At 35.9% G+C, this 18,837-nt stretch carries 14 protein-coding genes, 1 tRNA gene, 1 other RNA gene, 2 pseudogenes and 1 other annotated feature; of the genes and pseudogenes, 13 read left to right on the top strand and 5 right to left on the bottom strand.

Annotation, left to right across the window (positions count from 1 at the left end; all coding sequences use genetic code 11):
* Positions 1–282: 282 nt before the first annotated feature.
* Positions 283–375 (top strand) — tRNA-Ser (locus SPD89_RS20225).
* 207 nt (positions 376–582) lie between these two features.
* Here the strand turns inward: SPD89_RS20225 and SPD89_RS20230 are convergent.
* On the bottom strand, positions 583–744 hold the full coding sequence (locus SPD89_RS20230) for a hypothetical protein (protein ID WP_336263750.1): 162 nt from the start codon (positions 742–744) through the stop codon (positions 583–585).
* Positions 745–869: 125 nt separating this feature from the next.
* Positions 870–1,467 (bottom strand): annotated as a pseudogene (locus SPD89_RS20235) (molybdopterin-dependent oxidoreductase); the annotation flags it as partial.
* Between the two features lie 381 nt (positions 1,468–1,848).
* On the opposite strand from SPD89_RS20235, the gene SPD89_RS20240 reads away from it, so the two are divergent.
* The 4 genes from SPD89_RS20240 to SPD89_RS23270 all read left to right on the top strand — a co-directional run bounded on the left by SPD89_RS20240 (position 1,849) and on the right by SPD89_RS23270 (position 5,804).
* Complete coding sequence (locus SPD89_RS20240) at positions 1,849–3,393, top strand: MFS transporter (RefSeq protein WP_336263751.1); 1,545 nt, start codon at positions 1,849–1,851, stop codon at positions 3,391–3,393.
* Positions 3,383–3,985, top strand: coding sequence for a TetR/AcrR family transcriptional regulator (locus SPD89_RS20245; RefSeq protein WP_336263752.1), 603 nt, complete (start codon positions 3,383–3,385; stop codon positions 3,983–3,985). The genes SPD89_RS20240 and SPD89_RS20245 overlap by 11 nt, the downstream gene beginning before the upstream one ends.
* A 354-nt stretch (positions 3,986–4,339) precedes the next feature.
* Positions 4,340–4,552 (top strand) — a binding site (T-box leader).
* Between the two features lie 123 nt (positions 4,553–4,675).
* The gene (gene proC / locus SPD89_RS20250) at positions 4,676–5,491 is read left to right on the top strand and encodes a pyrroline-5-carboxylate reductase (RefSeq protein WP_336263753.1); all 816 of its coding nucleotides are present in this window, start codon (positions 4,676–4,678) and stop codon (positions 5,489–5,491) included.
* Between the two features lie 16 nt (positions 5,492–5,507).
* Positions 5,508–5,804, top strand: coding sequence for a TIGR04104 family putative zinc finger protein (locus SPD89_RS23270; RefSeq protein ID WP_442961212.1), 297 nt, complete (start codon positions 5,508–5,510; stop codon positions 5,802–5,804).
* Positions 5,805–6,296: 492 nt separating this feature from the next.
* Here the strand turns inward: SPD89_RS23270 and SPD89_RS20255 are convergent, their stop codons facing one another.
* The gene (locus SPD89_RS20255) at positions 6,297–7,586 is read right to left on the bottom strand and encodes a glycoside hydrolase family 18 protein (protein ID WP_336263754.1); all 1,290 of its coding nucleotides are present in this window, start codon (positions 7,584–7,586) and stop codon (positions 6,297–6,299) included.
* Positions 7,587–7,671: 85 nt separating this feature from the next.
* On the opposite strand from SPD89_RS20255, the gene tadA reads away from it, so the two are divergent.
* From tadA to SPD89_RS20275, 4 genes and pseudogenes are all read left to right on the top strand, one after another.
* Positions 7,672–8,139 (top strand): tRNA adenosine(34) deaminase TadA, encoded by a 468-nt coding sequence (gene tadA / locus SPD89_RS20260; RefSeq protein ID WP_336263755.1) that lies wholly within the window; start codon positions 7,672–7,674, stop codon positions 8,137–8,139.
* A 68-nt stretch (positions 8,140–8,207) separates the two neighbouring features.
* Positions 8,208–8,474, top strand: an RNA gene (gene ffs / locus SPD89_RS20265) — signal recognition particle sRNA large type.
* Positions 8,475–8,743: 269 nt separating this feature from the next.
* Positions 8,744–9,517, top strand: a pseudogene (locus SPD89_RS20270) (formate/nitrite transporter family protein).
* A gap of 239 nt (positions 9,518–9,756) precedes the next feature.
* Entirely contained in the window at positions 9,757–9,969 is a 213-nt protein-coding gene (locus SPD89_RS20275; RefSeq protein WP_336263756.1) for a hypothetical protein, read from the top strand.
* 73 nt (positions 9,970–10,042) lie between these two features.
* Here SPD89_RS20275 and SPD89_RS20280 read toward each other — a convergent pair whose 3' ends face one another.
* On the bottom strand, positions 10,043–11,548 hold the full coding sequence (locus tag SPD89_RS20280; protein ID WP_336263757.1) for a malate:quinone oxidoreductase: 1,506 nt from the start codon (positions 11,546–11,548) through the stop codon (positions 10,043–10,045).
* A 557-nt stretch (positions 11,549–12,105) separates the two neighbouring features.
* Here SPD89_RS20280 and ahpC point away from each other — a divergent pair.
* Entirely contained in the window at positions 12,106–12,675 is a 570-nt protein-coding gene (ahpC, locus tag SPD89_RS20285) for an alkyl hydroperoxide reductase subunit C (RefSeq protein WP_336263758.1), read from the top strand.
* 11 nt (positions 12,676–12,686) lie between these two features.
* The gene (ahpF, locus tag SPD89_RS20290) at positions 12,687–14,243 is read left to right on the top strand and encodes an alkyl hydroperoxide reductase subunit F (protein WP_336263762.1); all 1,557 of its coding nucleotides are present in this window, start codon (positions 12,687–12,689) and stop codon (positions 14,241–14,243) included.
* A 718-nt stretch (positions 14,244–14,961) separates the two neighbouring features.
* Here ahpF and SPD89_RS20295 read toward each other — a convergent pair.
* A complete protein-coding gene (locus tag SPD89_RS20295; RefSeq protein WP_336263759.1) occupies positions 14,962–15,729 on the bottom strand; it encodes a LysM peptidoglycan-binding and 3D domain-containing protein in 768 nt (255 codons plus the stop codon).
* Between the two features lie 738 nt (positions 15,730–16,467).
* On the opposite strand from SPD89_RS20295, the gene SPD89_RS20300 reads away from it, so the two are divergent.
* Together SPD89_RS20300 and SPD89_RS20305 are read left to right on the top strand one after the other, a co-directional pair.
* Entirely contained in the window at positions 16,468–17,736 is a 1,269-nt protein-coding gene (locus SPD89_RS20300; RefSeq protein WP_336263760.1) for a hydroxymethylglutaryl-CoA reductase, degradative, read from the top strand.
* Between the two features lie 348 nt (positions 17,737–18,084).
* Positions 18,085–18,363 (top strand): hypothetical protein, encoded by a 279-nt coding sequence (locus tag SPD89_RS20305; protein ID WP_336263761.1) that lies wholly within the window; start codon positions 18,085–18,087, stop codon positions 18,361–18,363.
* The last annotated feature ends 474 nt before the right edge of the window (positions 18,364–18,837 follow it).

An 18,837-nucleotide genomic window follows, 5' to 3' on the forward strand; every position in this document is an offset into this window, starting at 1 on the left:
CAGTATTTGGTGGCGTATACCAGGATATTAAAGAACAATGACAGGATGAAAACTGAAAAGAAATGAAGAAAAGGGATCCAGTTCGTTTTGGGCTTATTCTAATATCCTATTTTAAAAGGCTTATTCATTATTGGAAGAGCGAAAGTATAGTGTCCTGAAAAATGTACTCCAATAGAAAATAATTGGTGTTATAATGTGGTTGAGTATGACTAACACACATCTAAAAATTATTTTTATTGACAACAATAAATAAATCATGTATATTAAAAAATGTCGCCGAATGGAGGAATACCCAAGTCTGGCTGAAGGGATCGGTCTTGAAAACCGACAGGGGTGTCAAAGCCCGCGGGGGTTCGAATCCCTCTTCCTCCTCCATTAAATTTAAAATAAATGAAATAAACAGTATCTTGGAACCAAAATCCGAAGATACTGTTTTTGTTTTATCAACTTGCTCTAATATCTGACCTGATATCAAGGGGAAGACTTTCGTGGATAAATGGGATTTCTCGTGGTTAAACTGAGATTCCCATGTTTAAATCACGATTTAGCTGGTTAACAATCTACCCTAAGATCATTTCTTACTTATTGATTTGGAAATGTATTTTCCTCACCTTTATGGTGAAAGTCATTAATGACTAGTAAAGAATACAATTCCTGAATATTTTCTTCTGTAACTTTATTTTGTTCATTAATTTGTTCTTTTATATAACTTACAATTTGTCTGAATAAATCATGGTCTCGCATTAGCCTATAAAGATCTTTTTTTGGAATATTTCCCTCTTCTTACTCTCTGTCATGAATTGTGGAAAACTTACTTGCACGACGTCATCATGATTCGATTCCAGTGAAAGTAATGGATCAATCGCCCCGAAACTTAATAATGAACCCCCGACTAAATTCAAAAAACGAGCTCCGGATGCATAACTGACCATTGACATTGACATAGTGGGGATTGGCGAAAATCCAAAAATCCGATAAGGTCCTTCAGTTTCAATTGTATGTATTATGGAAGCAGCGATTAATGTATTGATTTCATCCCATGTAGACCGTACAAATCCACCTTTTCCACGAGAGAATTTGTACCGCTTTGATTTTTCCTCATCATTTACGATACTTTTCCAAGCTCGTACAGGGTCTTTTTGTTCTCTAAGAGCTTCTGACCATATTTTTAAGAGCGAAGACCGGATATATGGATAGCGAACTCGCTGAGGACTATATGTATACCAAGAAAAAGTCGCTCCTCTTTGAATCCTCTAGGTTCATATTCTGGCATTTCTGGTTCAGTAGAAGGATAATTAGTTGAGCTTCCCAGGCGATAATTCCGTCTTTTACATGAACTCTCCAGTTACATGACCCGGTACAATTGACCCCGTGAGTGGTGCGAACTACCTTATCATGTTGCCAACGCCTGCGATAATATTTTTCACTTTGCCGATCAAGTGGAGAACGTTCATAATGATCATTCAATTTTTCCCCTTTACCTAAATAATTAAATCTTTTTCACAAACGAGTCGATGATTTTTCATATGGCACCTCCGAATATATGTAAAAAGTTCTATCACTACCCCTAAATATTATACAAACATTAACTCATTTTCCGATAAGTGGACAAAGATAATCTTTATCATTTTTTGGGTAATCGGAAAATAGTGTGGAAAGATGGCATAGGTTGAGTAGTTTTTAATTACCATGATTCGGATAATCATGTTTAGATACATTGGATTTAGAAGTAGCTAACTGGAGGCGGATCAGAAATTATATTGAAAAACTTTACAATATGAGAAATATGTTGTATTTTATGAATGTAAAATAAAAATATTCATATATTCAATTAGGAGGGATGTTTAAATGTTACATAACAACCAAAATACAAAACATGAACAGTCCAAATGGTGGGCACTTATTGCATTAACTTTAGCGGCGGTGATGGTTGGATTGGATATGACAATCCTTAATATTGCCTTACCTACGTTATCCATCACTTTTGATGCAACTACTAATCAATTGCAATGGTTTATAAATGCTTATACTTTAGCACTCGCTGTTTTTATGTTGCCAGCCGGAATACTAGGTGATCGTTTCGGGCGTAAAAAATTGTTAATTAGTGCATTTATCATGTTTGCAGCAAGTTCATTGCTTTGTGCATTTGCTCCAAATACGGAAGTTTTCATAATCGGGAGAGTGTTATTGGGAATTGCTGCAGCTTTTGTCATTACTTTGTCTACTGCAATTCTCCCGGTGATTTTCACTTCTGGGGAAAGGTCTAAAGCAGTTGCTATTCTAATGATTGGTTCCATGCTATCGTTACCGATCGGTCCACTTTTAGGGGGGTGGATACTAGACCATTTTTGGTGGGGGTGGATTTTTTTATTAAATGTCCCTATTATTGCGTTAGCAGGTGTAGCTGTGATTATGTTTTTGCCCGAATCTCGTGGTGAACAGCAATCCAAAGTTGATTATGTGGGAATTTTGCTTTCCGGTATCGGATTATTTTGTGTATCATATGGTACAATCGAGACAGGAGCAAGAGGTTGGAGCGATAGTTTGGCATTGTCTACAGTAATAGTCGGATTTGTTTTAGTCGGCTTTTTTGCTCTGTGGCAGTATAAAACTCGATTCCCACTTATTGATATGGCTATTTTCCGCACACCAGTATTTCGGTGGTCGCTGATATTGTCCGTACTTGTTAATATATTGTTATTTGGTATGCTTTTCATCATCCCGCTATATTACCAAATCGTAATAAAGACGGATGCTTTTGGGAGTGGTTTACGTTTGCTATCACTCGTTGCAGGGTTAGTAGTAGGTGGAATAGTTACAGAAATAACAATCGCTAAATTAGGAGAAAAAAAGATTATCGTTTCTGGTTTTTTCCTGGTTGCGTTTGCAACAATTGCAGGATCTATGACTACGTTAGAAAGTACGGAATGGTTTGTAGGGGCATGGTTAGCTATTTTTGGCCTTGGTGTGGGCTTGACTATGCCAACTGTGATGAACTTAGCTTTAGGAGCATTATTGAGTAAGCAGAGCGGAATCGGTTCTTCTGTCATCCAAACGGGCAGACAGGTTGGCGGTGCTCTCGGAGTAGCCATTTTTGGATCGGTTTTAAATACCGGATATCGTAATAATTTACAGTTAGAACAATTTCCTGATGACGTAAGAGCCGTTGTTCATGATAGCGTAGCAGCAGGAGCTGTTGTTGCGGAGAAATTACCATTCCCAAAACTTCTTGATAACCTTTATCAGTCATTTATGGTGGGAATGAGTAATGTATTATGGATTTGTTTTGCTATAGCGCTAGTTGGTATATTGGTTTCTTTCATATGTTTGCCAGCTTCTGTTAATGAAGAGAAGCAACATGTGCAGAAAGGAGAGAAAAGTATTGGCAGGTAAATTTAACCAGCAAGAAAAAGAATATATTCGTAGTAAATTATTACAACATGGAAGGCAATTATTTGGAGACCATGGCCTAAAAAAAACAACTATCAGTGATTTGACAAAGAAGGTCAATATTGCTCAAGGAAGTTTTTATCTTTTTTATGACTCAAAAGAGGCACTGTATTTTGAAATACTTGAACAGGAAGAGAGTTACATTAGAGAGGAATTACTTAATAAGGTATTGTTAAAAGAGAAATTGACGAAAGAGACCTTCCGTGACTTTTTACAACAAGCGTTACAATTTTTGGATGAAAGTCCGATTCTGAGACAGTTGTTTGATAAATCAACTATGAATCAGTTGCTACGCAAACTACCTCAGGAAAAATTAGATAGTAATAACCAAGGAGATATAGATTTTTTAGTGCCATATATTGAAAAATGGCAAGCAGATGGGATTATGAAACAATTGCCACCAGATATTATTGTTAGTATGATTCGTTCTTTAATTATTCTGTCTTTACAGAAGGAAATGATAGGTGAATCTAACTATAAATCTACTATGGATCAACTTGTCCAGTTTATTTCTGAGGGTTTAATTAATGATTAAAAAGAAATCTTCAATGCTGCCCCCCTTTGTTCACGCAATGGAATGATCACGAAATGGGTTTATTGGCTATGCAGTTTTACGTTAATTTTTACTAATTTAGTTTTCATTAGGATTTGTAAAAAATAAGGAAGTTGAGGAAGAACATGATATAAAGTAGTTAAAATACTATGTAAAAAAATAAATGTCAAAGAGAATTTTTTCTATTAAGTTATTTGAAAATAGACTGACTAAGGCTATGGAATAGGGTTCTTTTTAACTTTCTTTCCACACGATAATCTGAATACCTCATTTTTTTAGCAATAGCTTGACAAAAGGAATGGAACAACATAATATTTAAAATAATCAATATAATAAAAGAAGACTATGAATAGACAAGTAAATTATGTAACTTGCCAAAAAGAGAGTGGAATTCATCGGCTGAAAGATTCCATAGGGAAAGACATAATTGAACCTACCTAGGAGTCGTTGGCTAAAAACTAACCGCAATTTTGCGTTATCAATATAAAGTGGGCTCATTTTGCCAAATTAGGTGGTACCGCGGATTTAACCTCATTTTCCGTCCTTATGTTTAGGATGAAATGAGGTTTTTTATTTGCAATAGGAAAGTAAAAACTTCCCTACTGCATAAGTGCAACAAAAGCTTGGCGATAGGCTAAGTTTTCTAATAAATTGAAAAAAGGAGTAATAAGTATGGTTAAGAAAGTTGCGTTTATTGGTGCCGGTTCAATGGCGGAGGCTATTATAGCAGGAATGGTAAATAAAAATGTACTGGAAAGAGAGCAAATCTATGTAGCGAATAAAGAAAATGAAGCAAGGCTAGAGGAATTAAAAGGAAAATATAATATTAAGGGCAACACAAATAAAGAAGAAGTTATCCAAGAGGCAGATGTTATCTTTTTTGCAACGAAACCATATGATATGGAACATGCGATACTAGATACAAAAAAATATATTCAATCTCATCAACTTGTCATTTCCGTAGTTGCCGGTGTATCGACAGGTTTCATTACGGATAAACTTGAAAAAGAAGTTGCTGTTATAAGAGCGATGCCGAATACATCTGCTACTATTGGATATTCTGCCACCGCAATTACAAAAGGGAAATTCGCAACAGACACTCATATATCTTTAGCTAAAAAACTATTTGAAGCAATTGGTGCGGTGTCGGTAGTAGAGGAAGAAAAAATGCATATTGTTACTGGAATTTCAGGAAGTGGTCCAGCATATGTTTATTATTTAGTAGAAGCAATGGAAAAAGCAGCTTTAGAAGAAGGATTGGATGAAAAAACGGCAAAACAATTGATTACTCAAACGATTATCGGTGCTGGTAATATGTTACAATATGCACAAGAGCCTGTCTCTGTTTTAAGAGAAAATGTAACTAGTCCTAATGGAACAACGGCAGCAGGATTACGAACATTAGGGGAATATAATTTTCAAGATGCGGTTATTAATTGTGTAAAGAGCGCTACAAACAGATCACGTGAACTAGGGGAAGAACGATAACCGTAAGGAGTTGGAGGTGAAATCGTTGCCGACTTGTCAACATTGCAAGATGCAGTGGACATACACTGAGTCTTTAAAAAGTCTTTTCCGTCTCAGATGTCCATATTGTGGAGAAAAAAATTTCGCCCGAAAACAAAGACCACGCGATATTATCTTTTCAGTTGTCTCGATGATAATTATATTGTTCATCTTTCCTTTTTTAAACTTTACCTTCTTATGGAAGACAGTACTAGTATTCATTGCACTAGCTATTTACATTGCAACCTATCCAATTAATTTGAAATTAACGAAAGATGAAGAACCGATATTCTAAAAAAATTTGCTGGAGTGCGCAGCGTTCATAAACTGTAACGTAAGAGTCTACTTGTTATGTTTTGTATCAACTCCACATCTAAGGAGCAACTCATATATTGCGAAACGACTCGACGTCTTGGAAAATGACTCAACATGTTTGCAATCGACTCGACATCTTGGAAAATGACTCAACATGTTCGCAATCGACTCGACGTCTTGGAGAATGACTCGACATGTTCGCAATCGACTCGATATCTTGGAAAATGACTCAACATGTTCGCAATCGACTCGACGTCTTGGAGAATGACTCGACATGTTCGCAATCGACTCGACATCTTGGAGAATGACTCAACATGTTTGCAATCGACTCGACGTCTTGAAGGTTGAGTTATTCTTTCCAGTGATGATTAAATAGTTATGTCACAGTTTACATCTCGGTACAGATTAAAAAGGTACATCAACTTACGAAAATAGCCTAAAGGAAACATGTTCCTGATTTTTCAGGAACATGTTAGGTTTCTCTTTTATTAATAGTAAAATTATCATTGAGCAGTAACCAATTTTGCGGGAAGGCGAGACCTAGTTTCCAGTATGCGATACCGCGTAAGTCTAAACGCTTAATGAGATCAAATTTTGCCTGAATGGATCTTGCATCCTCAAACCAAACGATATGTTCTCTTCCTTGATTATCATAGTAATTGAAAAATGGTGCTTGTGCTGTTTCATCATATTGAATAGCGGCATTATTCTCACGGGCAATTCGAATAGCTTGTTGGGGACTTATCGCTCTAGCAAAGCTTTCCCCCTGAACAAATGGTAATGTCCAATCATAGCCATACAGGTTTTGGCCCATAAGTATTTTATCTGGAGGAATTTCTGTAATTGCATATGTGAGTACTCTTTCAACTTCATTAATTGGTGACACTGGAAGAGGAGGTCCTGCACTGTATCCCCATTCGTACGTCATTAACACAACGAAATCGGCTATTTCACCGTGAGCTGCATAATCATGAGCTTCATATAACAATCCTTGTTGAGTCGCACTTGTTTTTGGTGCAAGTGCTGTAGATAATAAAAGTCCTGCTTGATCTAAACGTGGTTTGATTTTTCGTAAAAATTCATTATATGCTTCCCGATCATCTTGAGGAATAAATTCAAAGTCAAAATGAACATCCTGGAAACCACCTGCAGTTGCAGTATTAATTATTTCATCAATCAAACTATTTTGCACCGCTTGAACGGTTAAAATAATATGGATAAGTTCTGAACTAAATGCACCTTCTTCCAAGTTTGTTACGACAAAAGATAAAGACGTATTGTTATTTTCAGCAATTTCCCGGAATCGATCTAACGGAGGAGGAGTTAGACTTCCATCTCGGTTAATCCGGTAACTAAATGGAGCAAGATAGGTTAAAGAAGGTGTATTTTTTTCCGCAGCATTTTCAAGCACAGGTGAAACTGTATCTCCTAAAGGTTCAATATAACCAAAAGAGGTTATGGATGGTTTCGGCCTTGGAGGGATATATAATCGGTATCCTACTGGTAACATTATATTGAGTTGGATGTTATTAATACGGGCAAGTTCTTCTGTTGAAATGTTGAACTGTCTTCCTATCGTAAATAATGTATCCCCTGGTTGAACGAAATAATACTGACCAACGATAGGAATTACCAAAGCCTGCCCAACTACCAAATTCGGAGTCTCCAATTCATTCGCTTCCGAAATTGAAAAAATCGATGTACTATATGTATTAGCAATTGAAAATAACGTTTCTCCACTCTTAACGATATGAATTTGCAAGGTATTTCCTCCTTTCGAAAGTTAATATGCTCATTCCAATTTATGAATTGAACAGATAGTTTATACTAAAATAATGTTAGAAGTGATGAATTTGAATAAAGATGAAAAATATATGCAGAGGGCAATTATAGAAGCTAAAAAAGCCCAAGAAGCTGGAGAAGTACCAATTGGTGCTATAATTGTGTTTGAAGATGAAATAATCGCTACAGGTTATAATGTTCGCGAAACGACGCAGTCAACATTGTCTCACGCAGAACTCGTAGCTATAAAAAAAGCAAATACTAAAATCGGTAGTTGGAGATTGGAAGATTGTACACTTTATGTTACGTTAGAACCTTGTCCAATGTGTGCAGGTGCTATTATACAATCACGAATAAAACGGGTTGTTTATGGCGCAAATGATCCAAAAGCAGGTTGCGCAGGAACAGTAATGAACTTGCTAGATGAGAGCAGATTTAATCATCAAGTGGAAGTGACTAGACGTGTACTTGAGACAGAATGCAGTTCCTTACTAACAACTTTTTTTCGTGAATTACGAAAACATAAAAGATAAAGTGTAAATTTTTGTAAGTTTTTATTTATTATTGCAATTGTTATATATTAAATGTATAATGAAGAGTGCCGTGCTAGGTGGGGAGGTAGCGGTGCCCTATAACTTGCAATCCGCTGTAGCAAGGCTGAATTCCCATTTGAGGTGTGGCATCTTTATGGTCTGCCTTAAGGGATTGGTGTTGACGTTTAGGTCCTGCGCAACAGGAACCCATGAACCCTGTCAGATCCGGAAGGAAGCAGCAGTAAGTGGTCATTCTTGTGTGCCGCGGGGGAGCCTAGGCCGAGCCATGAACTTAAGTTACGCATAGGGACGTTACATCGAGAGTGGGTGCACGGTATTACATATATAAAGCAAAATCTCTTGTTAGATATTTAATCTAGCAAGAGATTTTTTTGTTATTAGCTTTTCGCATTCCTCATTATAGATACATTTAATTACATACTTCGACATTTATTTTAAAAAGTCCTTCTTTTTATTTAAAAATATTATAAAAACTCCGATCTAGAAATTCCATATTCCCAACAAATTCTAATATCTTAAAAGCAATCATATAATAGCAGCGAAGGGTTCACAAGAAATCCGTAAAAGCGGAGGTGGTGACTAAATGGCTTTTAATACTCCAGAACAAATAACTAAAAAGTAGGAGATATAGGGTCAAAAAAGTCAATTTGCCTTTATCGATCACGTTATCGCTTGGATTTTTAGCAGGTGCTTATATTTCATTTGGATTCTTATTATACATTCGAGTGACAGTAGATCTATCATTACATATATGGGGATCGGTTGCAGGATTTATTGGTGTAGTCGTTTTTCCACTTGGTTTCGTTCTTTTTCTTGGCAGGTGGAGAACTTGTTACAGGAAATAATGCCGTTACAACCGCCAGGCTCTATAAGAAAATAACAACATGGCAGATTGTGAAAAATTGGACAATCATTACCGTAAGTAATTTTATTGGTGCTATTTTGTCGCTTATCTTTTTGGGCATTATTTAGGGTTGACAGAGACAGGTTCTTATTTAGAACAGACGATTTGCGTTGCTGAAAGTAAAGTCAATGAACCATTCCATATGGCGTTATCTCAGGAATTGGTGCCAACTGGCTCGTTTGTATTGCTGTTTGGTTAGCTTATGCAGCAGAAGATACAACGGGTAAAATAATTGGTATTTGGCTTCTAATCATGGCTTTTGTAGCGATTGGTTTTCAACACCTCGTAGCGAATATGTTTATCATTCTCGCAGCGATTTTTGCAGAAGCTTTTGATTGGTTCATGTATGTAGAAAATTTTATTGCCGTTTTTCTCGGTAAAACAGTCGGCGGTGCAATATTTGTCGCTACTTTCTATTGGATGGCAAACTCATGGAGTTTAAAGACAGAATAACTTTTTCCAAGGTTAGTTGAAAAGGAGATTAATCGCAGATACAATAGTCAATTTTGAAGGCAGTGAAATAATAGTTTTGTTTTATAAAAAGTACTTCAACGGACGCGATTGTGAGAGAACGGAAAAACGGAAAAAAATCTCAGAATCAGATTCAAAATTATTATCCGATCAGCTATTTTAAAATGTTAGAAATATTTTCCCCTTAAATTGGTTATATTATCCACTGGGAGGTGTATTCCATGGATAATAATAAAAAGGATCGTATGAAAGAAGATGTTAATGTGGAACTTGGTGGAATGGGGTTTTACGGAACAACTTCGAATGAGGAGGTTGCTGGTTACCATTCTTCAGGTGATATCGAAAATGCTGGACAGCTGGATAAAGGGTTTAAGCGACCAAAAGGAGAGGCTGGCGCAGAGGCTTCATTAAAGGATAAACATCAGAAAGATTAGACGTTATCGAAAAAAGCACTACAATTGACTTCTACACATAATATAAGGAAGCATAATTTTATGCTTCCTTATATTAACTCATTTGTTGTTTTAATTTTTCTTGTAATCCAAGTGCTTCTGCAGTTGATTGATGAACATGTTGCAGTAACTCTGGATTTTCCATTAATGATTTACCATAAGAAGGGATCATTTCTTTTATTTTTGGTTCCCACTCCGTAAACTGTTCTGGGAAGCATTTTTCAATTACTTCAAGCATGATCGAAACCGCTGTGGAAGCACCTGGAGAAGCTCCTAGTAAAGCGGCAATAGAACCATCAGCAGCATTAATTACTTCTGTACCAAACTGAAGTGTTCCTTTGCCACCCTCATCTGTATCCTTAATAACTTGTACCCGCTGACCTGCCACTACAAAGTCCCAATCTTCAAGTTTTGCATTTGGGATAAATTCACGTAATTCTTCCATCCGTTGTTCTTTTGATAACATAACTTGCTGAATTAAATATTTAGTTAATGACATTTCTTTACCGCCTGCCGCTAACATCGTTAACACATTATTCGGTTTGACAGAAGTTATCAAATCAAACATCGAACCGGTTTTTAGGAATTTCGGTGAGAAGCCGGCAAATGGACCGAATAATAATGATTTCTTATTATTGATATATCGTGTATCAAGATGTGGAACTGACATTGGTGGAGCACCAACTTTAGCCTTTCCATAAACTTTTGCATGATGTTGTTCTATAACATCTGGATTATTACATACCATGAAAATCCCACTAACAGGGAATCCGCCAATATGTTTTCCTTCAGAAACTCCAGATTTTTGTAATAAATGCAGACTTCCACCCCCGCCTCCAATAAAGACGAATTTGGAAGTAATATATTCTAATTTCCCGTCTTTTGTATCACGAACTTTCAATTCCCATGAGCCATCACTAGTGCGTTTAAGATCCTCAACAATGTGATTGTAATTAATATCAATATGATTATCTTCTAAATGATCAAACAACATACGTGTTAAAGCACCAAAGTTAACATCTGTTCCAGTATCAATCTTGGTAGCTGCGATCGGTTCATTTGTATCACGATCCTTTATAATAAGTGGAATCCATTCCATTAATTTGTCCGGATCATCAGAAAATTGCATTCCTTGAAACAATGGATTGCTTGTCATTGCTTCATAACGTTTCTTTAAAAACGCTACATTCTCTTCTCCCTGTACCATACTCATATGAGGTAAAGGCATAATAAAATCTTCAGGATTCTGAATTAGGTTACTATTTACTAAATACGACCAAAACTGCATAGATACCTGAAACTGTTCATTTACATTGATCGCTTTACTAATATCAATAGAGCCATCTGGCTTTTCGGTTGTGTAGTTTAGTTCACACAAAGCCGCATGTCCAGTTCCGGCGTTGTTTAATTCGTGAGAGCTTTCCTCTCCTGCTTTTTCGAGCTTCTCAAACACGGTAATTTTCCAGTCAGGTGCTAATTCTTTTAAGAGTGTACCTAAAGTTGCACTCATAATTCCAGCACCAATCATGATAACGTCTGTCTTAGTTTGTCTGCTGCTCATTTTTACCTTCCTTACACCTTAATATTTTAAGGAAAGGATGTAAGCACCCTTGCTTCCATTTAAAGTAAGCTAGAGCACTACTTGATAACACATCTCTTCCAAACCAATTATAACATTTATACCAAATAATAGTTTATTAGAACACGTTATAATCAATACTATTTACTAATAGTATGTAATAATTAAAAGTTATATGCTTACTACGTGGTAATTCCCCCATTATTAAAAAAGGCATTGATTCTTGGGCTCATTTATAAAGAACAAAACATAATCGGGAATGGAACTAGTAATTGAGAATGGAAAAACCCAATCATGATTTGAAATTTATTTTTATCATTAAAAGATAAACACTATATATTGTTAGAAATGACAATATAGTGACATCATGTGTTATTAATTGACATTATTTTTTGTATTATATATGATAATCAGTGTTAGATTATAATTAATATAGTTAGCTGACAGTGAGTAATGAAACCGTCATACAATTGTTTAAGGTTTAGCATTATGTCACATACTAACTATACTTAAAAAAATTATCGGGAGGAAGTTTATTTATGTCACTTATTGGTAAAGAAATAGAAGAATTTACAGCACAAGCTTATAATGCAGGTAATGGAGAGTTTATCGAGGTAACTCACGAAGACTTGAAAGGAAAATGGAGTGTCGTTTGCTTTTACCCAGCAGACTTTACTTTCGTTTGTCCTACAGAACTAGAAGATCTTCAAGATCAGTATGCAACTTTAAAAGATCTAGGCGTTGAAGTTTATTCTGTTTCAACAGATACTCATTTCACACATAAAGCATGGCACGATCATTCAGATGCAATTAGCAAACTTGAATATATTATGATTGGTGATCCATCACAAAAAATTTCTCGAAACTTTGATGTATTGGATGAAGAACAAGGTCTAGCACAACGCGGGACATTCATTATTGATCCAGATGGTATTGTCCAAGCAGCTGAAATTAATGCGGACGGGATCGGCCGTGATGCAAGTACACTTATCGGTAAAATTAAAGCAGCTCAATATGTTCGTAACAATCCAGGAGAAGTATGCCCGGCAAAATGGGAAGAAGGTTCTGAAACATTAAAACCAAGTCTTGACCTTGTAGGTAAAATTTAAGGAGTTGGTTAATCATGCTAGACGCAGAATTAAAAGCACAATTAGCCCAATATTTAGAACTGATGGAAGGCGATGTGTTACTTAAAGTAAGCGTGGGAAACGATAAAGTTTCCCAAGAAATTGTGGATCTAGTGGATGAATTATCCGCCATGTCTTCTAAAATTAAAATTGAACATACCGTATTGGAGAGAACTCCAAGCTTTAGTGTAAACCGAGTAGATGAAGATACTGGGATAACGTTTGCTGGTGTCCCTCTTGGTCATGAATTTACTTCCCTTATATTAGCTTTATTACAAGTAAGCGGCAGGGCTCCAAAAGTTGATCAAAAAGTAATTGATCAAATTAAAGGCATTGAAGGTGAACACTATTTTGAATCTTATATTAGCCTAACTTGCCAAAATTGTCCAGAAGTTGTTCAAGCATTAAATCTTATGAGTGTCCTGAACCCTAATATTTCACATACGATGATTGATGGAGCTGCATACAAAAAAGAAGCAGAGAGCAAGAATATCATGGCAGTACCAACTGTGTTTTTGAATGGGGAACCATTTGGAAATGGTCGGATGACTGTAGAAGAAATTCTTGCTAAGCTTGGCGGTGGTCCAGATGCGTCAGAATTTGAAGATAAGGACCCATTTGATGTACTTATTGTTGGTGGTGGACCTGGAGGTGCTAGTGCAGCAATTTATGCGGCACGTAAAGGAATCCGTACAGGTATTGTTGCGGAACGATTTGGAGGTCAAATTCTTGACACAGCAACGATTGAAAACTTTATTAGTGTTAAACGCACAGAAGGTACGAAGCTTGCAGCAAACCTTGAGGAACATGTGAAAGATTATAATATTGATATTATGAATTTACAGCGTGCTACACGTTTGGAAAAGAAAGACTTGATTGAAATTGAACTGGAAAATGGTGCAGTCCTAAAGAGTAAATCGGTTATCCTGGCTACAGGTGCTAGCTGGCGTAAAATTGGTGTTCCTGGTGAGGACGAGTTCAGAAATAAAGGGGTAGCTTATTGCCCACATTGTGATGGTCCTTTATTTGAAGGAAAACATGTAGCAGTTATTGGTGGAGGTAACTCTGGTGTAGAAGCAGCAATTGACCTTGCCGGAATTGTAAAACATGTAACCATTCTTGAATATGCAGATGAGTTAAAAGCTGATTCTGTATTGCAAGATCGTCTGAACAGTTTACCGAATGTAACAGTGATTAAAAGTGCTCAAACAACAGAAATTACTGGAACAGACAATGTTAACGGGATCTCCTATATTGATCGAGAAACTGAAAAAGAAAAACATATCGAACTAGAAGGAGTCTTCGTTCAAATTGGTCTTGTACCAAACACAGCCTGGCTTGGTGATGCAGTGGAACGCAATAAATTTGGAGAAATCGTTGTAGATAGAAACGGTGCAACAAACGTTCCAGGTGTATTTGCTGCAGGAGACTGTACAGATGAAAAATATAAACAAATTATCATCTCGATGGGAGCAGCTGCGACCGCATCATTAAGTGCATTCGATTATCTCATTCGAAATACTGATTCATTTCAAAAAACGGAAGCTTAAATAATAAATTTTTCAAAAGTCATTTTACTACCGTTAGGTGGCAAAATGACTTTTTTATTGACAATTAGTGTTAGAGGTCAATTTTACTTAGGTATATGTTAACCATATATTAGTTTAAAATGTATACTTAATGAAATGAATGAAAATCAGTATGAAGACAATTTAATTAGAAGAATGTAAATCCAGTTAAGATTGAAATTGTTACTCAAGATGAAACAACTACAAAGAGAGAAGTTAACTATAAAATAAGACGAGTAACTTTAAGAAAACCGAGAGTAAAAGAAGTTAATGAAAGTAATTATAAAATCTTACAAGTATTTGATCTGTTAAATAACTTTGAAAAGCTGAGTGTAGAGCCTATTGATATAGCAATTGATAAGATTCTTAATTACCTAAGTGATATCACAATTGATAAAGAAGAGTTAAATTATTATTTTAAAAAATACCCATCAAAAGCACAAGTGAAGATACTGGAGAATGATATTTATAATGAACTTACATCAGAGCAAAGTAGAATTTATTGAGATAATCGAGGGAGCATCGGATTATATAGGTGTTCCCGAAGTGCCATTAATAACACTAAACTAGAGTTAACCAATGGTTCCGAAATTAGAACGAGTACTCTTACATATAATGTTAAAAATTTCATAATAAAAAAGGAAAGCAACTTTGTAGCTACTTTCCTTATGATGATATTTATTTATTTTTATTATTAGTTTTAATCAAGAATTGTTACTTCAACAGTTTTAACGCCCCAACTACTTGCTTCACTTTTTGTTGGTACATGAACATCAATTTTATTACCTTTGATAGCACCGCCAACGTCTCCAGCAATGGCTTGTCCATAACCTTCGACATGTACTTTAGTACCTAAAGGAATCACATTTGGGTCTACAGCAATGACTTTCTTATTAGGGTTTGCATTTAAATCAATCCCTGTAGATGTTATTCCAGAGCAACCATCACATTTTGCAGTATAAGCGGTTGCTGTTACTGTAATTGTTTTAGCTGCTGAATCTTGCTTCTCTTCATTAGATACCTCTTCAGATTTAACTTTATCGTTCTGTCCATCTTCTGTTTTAGTATTATTACTCTCTGGCGATGTAGTGTTAATTTTCAATTCTTGTCCGATTAGAATAGTGGTATTAGAAAGGTCATTCCAATCCATTAATTCATTTACACTTACATTATATTTACTACTAATCCCGGTTAATGTATCGCCTTTTTTAACGATATATGATTCAGGTGTTGATGTTTTTTCCTGAACATCTTTATCTGTAATAGCTATATTTTGACCCGGATGAATTACTGTAGAATCCAATCCATTTAAATTTACCAGATTTTGAACCGTAGTATTATATTTTTGTGCAATACTCCAAAGACTGTCCTGTTCCTGCACCTTATATTCTTCTGCTGAAACATTAACTGCAGCCATTCCTGTAAAAATGACACTAAACGTCGCGATAGCTGCCACTAATTTTTTCATAAAGTTAGTCCCTCCTTAAATGCTAACAGTGACTATAGTAGCATATAAGAATGGATGATACAGTAACAGAACGATTAAGAATGTATTACACGGTTTACTCATTTTTGTTACTTTAGTCACAGAAAAGTAATATTGTTAATTATAACCACATTTAATTTATGTGTAATACTGATTATTTAACGGAGCTAGTTTGTTTACCTCACTATTTAGCTTTGTATAAAATTTCTTTAGGATTTATAATAACTATTATTGATGCGACAACATAATAAGCAAACATATTACATCATTGCCCTAGACTTAACCAATTTTTTCCTCGTACTATTTTTACAGCACAACGAAAGAAGTCCTCTTCCTCAGGGAGCGATAGCGGCAGGGAGGGGATGAATTTCGGTTGGTGTAAACCGACATGTTTTTATTGTCTTTCTATTTCCACCCGCTATAAGGAATGTATGTTTGATATAATGTTCATAACTTATAGGAGTGGAGAATGATGATAAAGAAAAAAGAAGATGGGAGAGAAGTACGCTTCAGAAACAGAAATGCATGTGTGGTTCTGCGAGAGGCGTGGTCAGTAATAACGACGCCTACTCGATTTTTCTAAGGATAATTTGAAGGAATTGTATTGACAACTTATTGTTCTAAATATACAATACTCAACAAAGTTTCTTTGTATTAAACATTGTTGAATACGTTTTTGGAAGCGTTTCCTACAAACTTTTCTTTGAGAGGATGATTGGTATGAATTCACGAATTCCTGGTTTTTTTAAGCTGTCCCCCGAGGAGCGATTAGAAAAAATTTCACAGGAGCTTCATTTATCAGAAGAAGATAAAAAAGTGCTTACAGGCAATGCAGGATTTACAGTAGAAAATGCAGATAGAATGATTGAGAATACAATTGGTTATCTTCCGGTACCATTAGGATTAGCGGCAAATTTTAAGATTAATAGCAAAGATATTTTTGTACCAATGGCAACGGAGGAACCGTCTGTAGTTGCTGCTGCCAGCAATGCATCAAAACATGCCTATGAGTCAGGCGGTTTTACAACCACTTATACAGGGTCAATTATGAGAGGGCAAATCCAAGTAACGAATGTGAAAAATCCTTATTTTGCTTTGGCAAAAATCTATGAAAATAAGGGGAAAATAATGCAAATTTGTAATGAACAAGATTCTACGCTCGTTTCTTTGGGCGGGGGTGCAAAAGATATTGATGTGCAGATTGTTGAAACTGAAATAGAGAAGATGGTTGTTGTGCATTTATTAGTCGATACGCGTGATGCAATGGGTGCAAATGCTGTAAATACAATGGCTGAAGCAGTAACACCCTTCATTGAAGAGATTACTGATGGTTGTGTTGTATTGCGCATATTATCAAATCTTGCAGATCAGCGCATAGTAAGAGCACGTGCTATTTTTAAAGATCCATCATTGCATGGTGAGGGACTAAAGAAATTTATGGATTCCTATCAGTTGGCGCTTTTTGATCCTTATCGTGCAGCAACACATAATAAAGGAATTATGAATGGGATATCAGCTGTCGTGCTTGCAACTGGCAATGATACAAGAGCAGTAGAAGCAGGAGCTCACGCATATGCAGCAGTATCTGGCAGGTATCGCTCCTTAACACACTGGGAGCTAGGAGAAAATAATGAACTAATTGGAATGATAGAATTACCATTAGCAGTAGGTTTGATTGGAGGGGCAACACAATCACATCCAGTAGCAAAGCTGGTAACAAAAATGCTTGATGTGAGTTCAGCAGAAGAACTGGCAGGAATTATCGCAGCAACCGGATTAGCACAGAATTTTGCAGCACTAAAAGCCTTAGCAGGAGACGGTATACAGAAAGGACATATGAAACTTCATTTAAAAAATATTGCAGTAATGGCAGGCGCCACTAGTGAGCAAATCGACGAGGTGGTAACAAAAGCTATTCAAAAAGAAACCCATCGCTTCGACGACATTAAAGCCATCGTAGAAGAGCTGAGACAGAGGGACAGAACCTAACTGTCCCAGTTTTCTCATACTATAAAGCTAGCATTCCATCGTTAAAAGTGGTTATAATCGATTATGTCCGCATCGAATTATAAAAGTAAATAATTCATCAAAGTTTCTCAAAATTCAATCTTGTTGAATGAATTAGATTTTTAACTTAGAAAGTGCTGATTCATACAACAATGCTCGGTCACTTACAAACAGAGGAGGATCCTATACGCAACTAATGAAATGGTAAAATCCTTAATAGTTTATGAAACTACATAATAAGATGTAAAAGAGAAACAGTGGGGAAAGACCTCTACTGTCGCACCCCTAGCTACAAAGTTAAATGTCCAATCTTAAGGAGGTACGAACTAAATGTCAGAAGAAAAAACACATAATGAAAAACCTGTTACCTATGTTGAAGTTATTGGCGATACGGTTTATGGAAAGCATTTAATTACTACAATAACAATTAGTGTTTCTTTTAGTTTAATCGGATTTTTTATTGGAAAACAAATTTTCCCGTCAATTGCTCCAGCTGAAATGGTGCAATCCTATTCCCTTCTTTTAGGGATTGCTGGAAGTTTGATTGCTTTAATACTCAATACGTTAAGACAAATGTTGTCATATCAAGGGTTTGCATGCATTTTATGATGCAAGTTGATGCAAATCTTGAAAAACATATATTAACGATCGAGGCACTAACAGCAATGTTAGTGTCTTTTTTGTATGTAAATGTTTATAAATCACGTAATAAATTAAGCGCAATATCTTCTTGTTCGTGCTTTTTTTCTGGCATGAGTTCAAGATAGTAATTTTGCGTCGTTTGTATATTAACGTGACCTAGTCGTTTAGAAACATAAACCCGAATTATTCATAGAAACACACTTTGCAAATAATGATGGGAAAAACCGAAAATTCAGGCGTTTTTTCGGTTATTTTTTTATGAATACAATTTCCAACTGTTGGGAATTACATAAAATCCAATTTATTCCACAATCAGAGCTGAAAAAGGGCATACCTATCCCTTGGAGGAAATTTAATTTTTTTTCGACTTTATTAGAGTTGCCCAGAATAAGCTAACACAACATTGGAAGCTGTTGGATTCGATTCAGCGTGCTATAAAAT

Source organism: Pseudogracilibacillus sp. SO30301A, from assembly GCF_037072025.1.
Lineage (GTDB): Bacteria > Bacillota > Bacilli > Bacillales > Amphibacillaceae > Pseudogracilibacillus.

Excerpts from the sequence above, each read along its gene's own strand:
- SPD89_RS20230 (WP_336263750.1), bottom strand. The coding sequence starts at position 744 with ATGCGAGACCATGATTTATTCAGACAAATTGTAAGTTATATAAAAGAA.
- SPD89_RS20240 (WP_336263751.1), top strand. The coding sequence starts at position 1,849 with ATGTTACATAACAACCAAAATACAAAACATGAACAGTCCAAATGGTGG.
- proC (WP_336263753.1), top strand. The coding sequence starts at position 4,676 with ATGGTTAAGAAAGTTGCGTTTATTGGTGCCGGTTCAATGGCGGAGGCT.
- tadA (WP_336263755.1), top strand. The coding sequence starts at position 7,672 with ATGAATTTGAATAAAGATGAAAAATATATGCAGAGGGCAATTATAGAA.
- SPD89_RS20275 (WP_336263756.1), top strand. The coding sequence starts at position 9,757 with ATGGATAATAATAAAAAGGATCGTATGAAAGAAGATGTTAATGTGGAA.
- SPD89_RS20280 (WP_336263757.1), bottom strand. The coding sequence starts at position 11,548 with ATGAGCAGCAGACAAACTAAGACAGACGTTATCATGATTGGTGCTGGA.
- ahpC (WP_336263758.1), top strand. The coding sequence starts at position 12,106 with ATGTCACTTATTGGTAAAGAAATAGAAGAATTTACAGCACAAGCTTAT.
- SPD89_RS20295 (WP_336263759.1), bottom strand. The coding sequence starts at position 15,729 with ATGAAAAAATTAGTGGCAGCTATCGCGACGTTTAGTGTCATTTTTACA.
- SPD89_RS20300 (WP_336263760.1), top strand. The coding sequence starts at position 16,468 with ATGAATTCACGAATTCCTGGTTTTTTTAAGCTGTCCCCCGAGGAGCGA.
- SPD89_RS20305 (WP_336263761.1), top strand. The coding sequence starts at position 18,085 with ATGTCAGAAGAAAAAACACATAATGAAAAACCTGTTACCTATGTTGAA.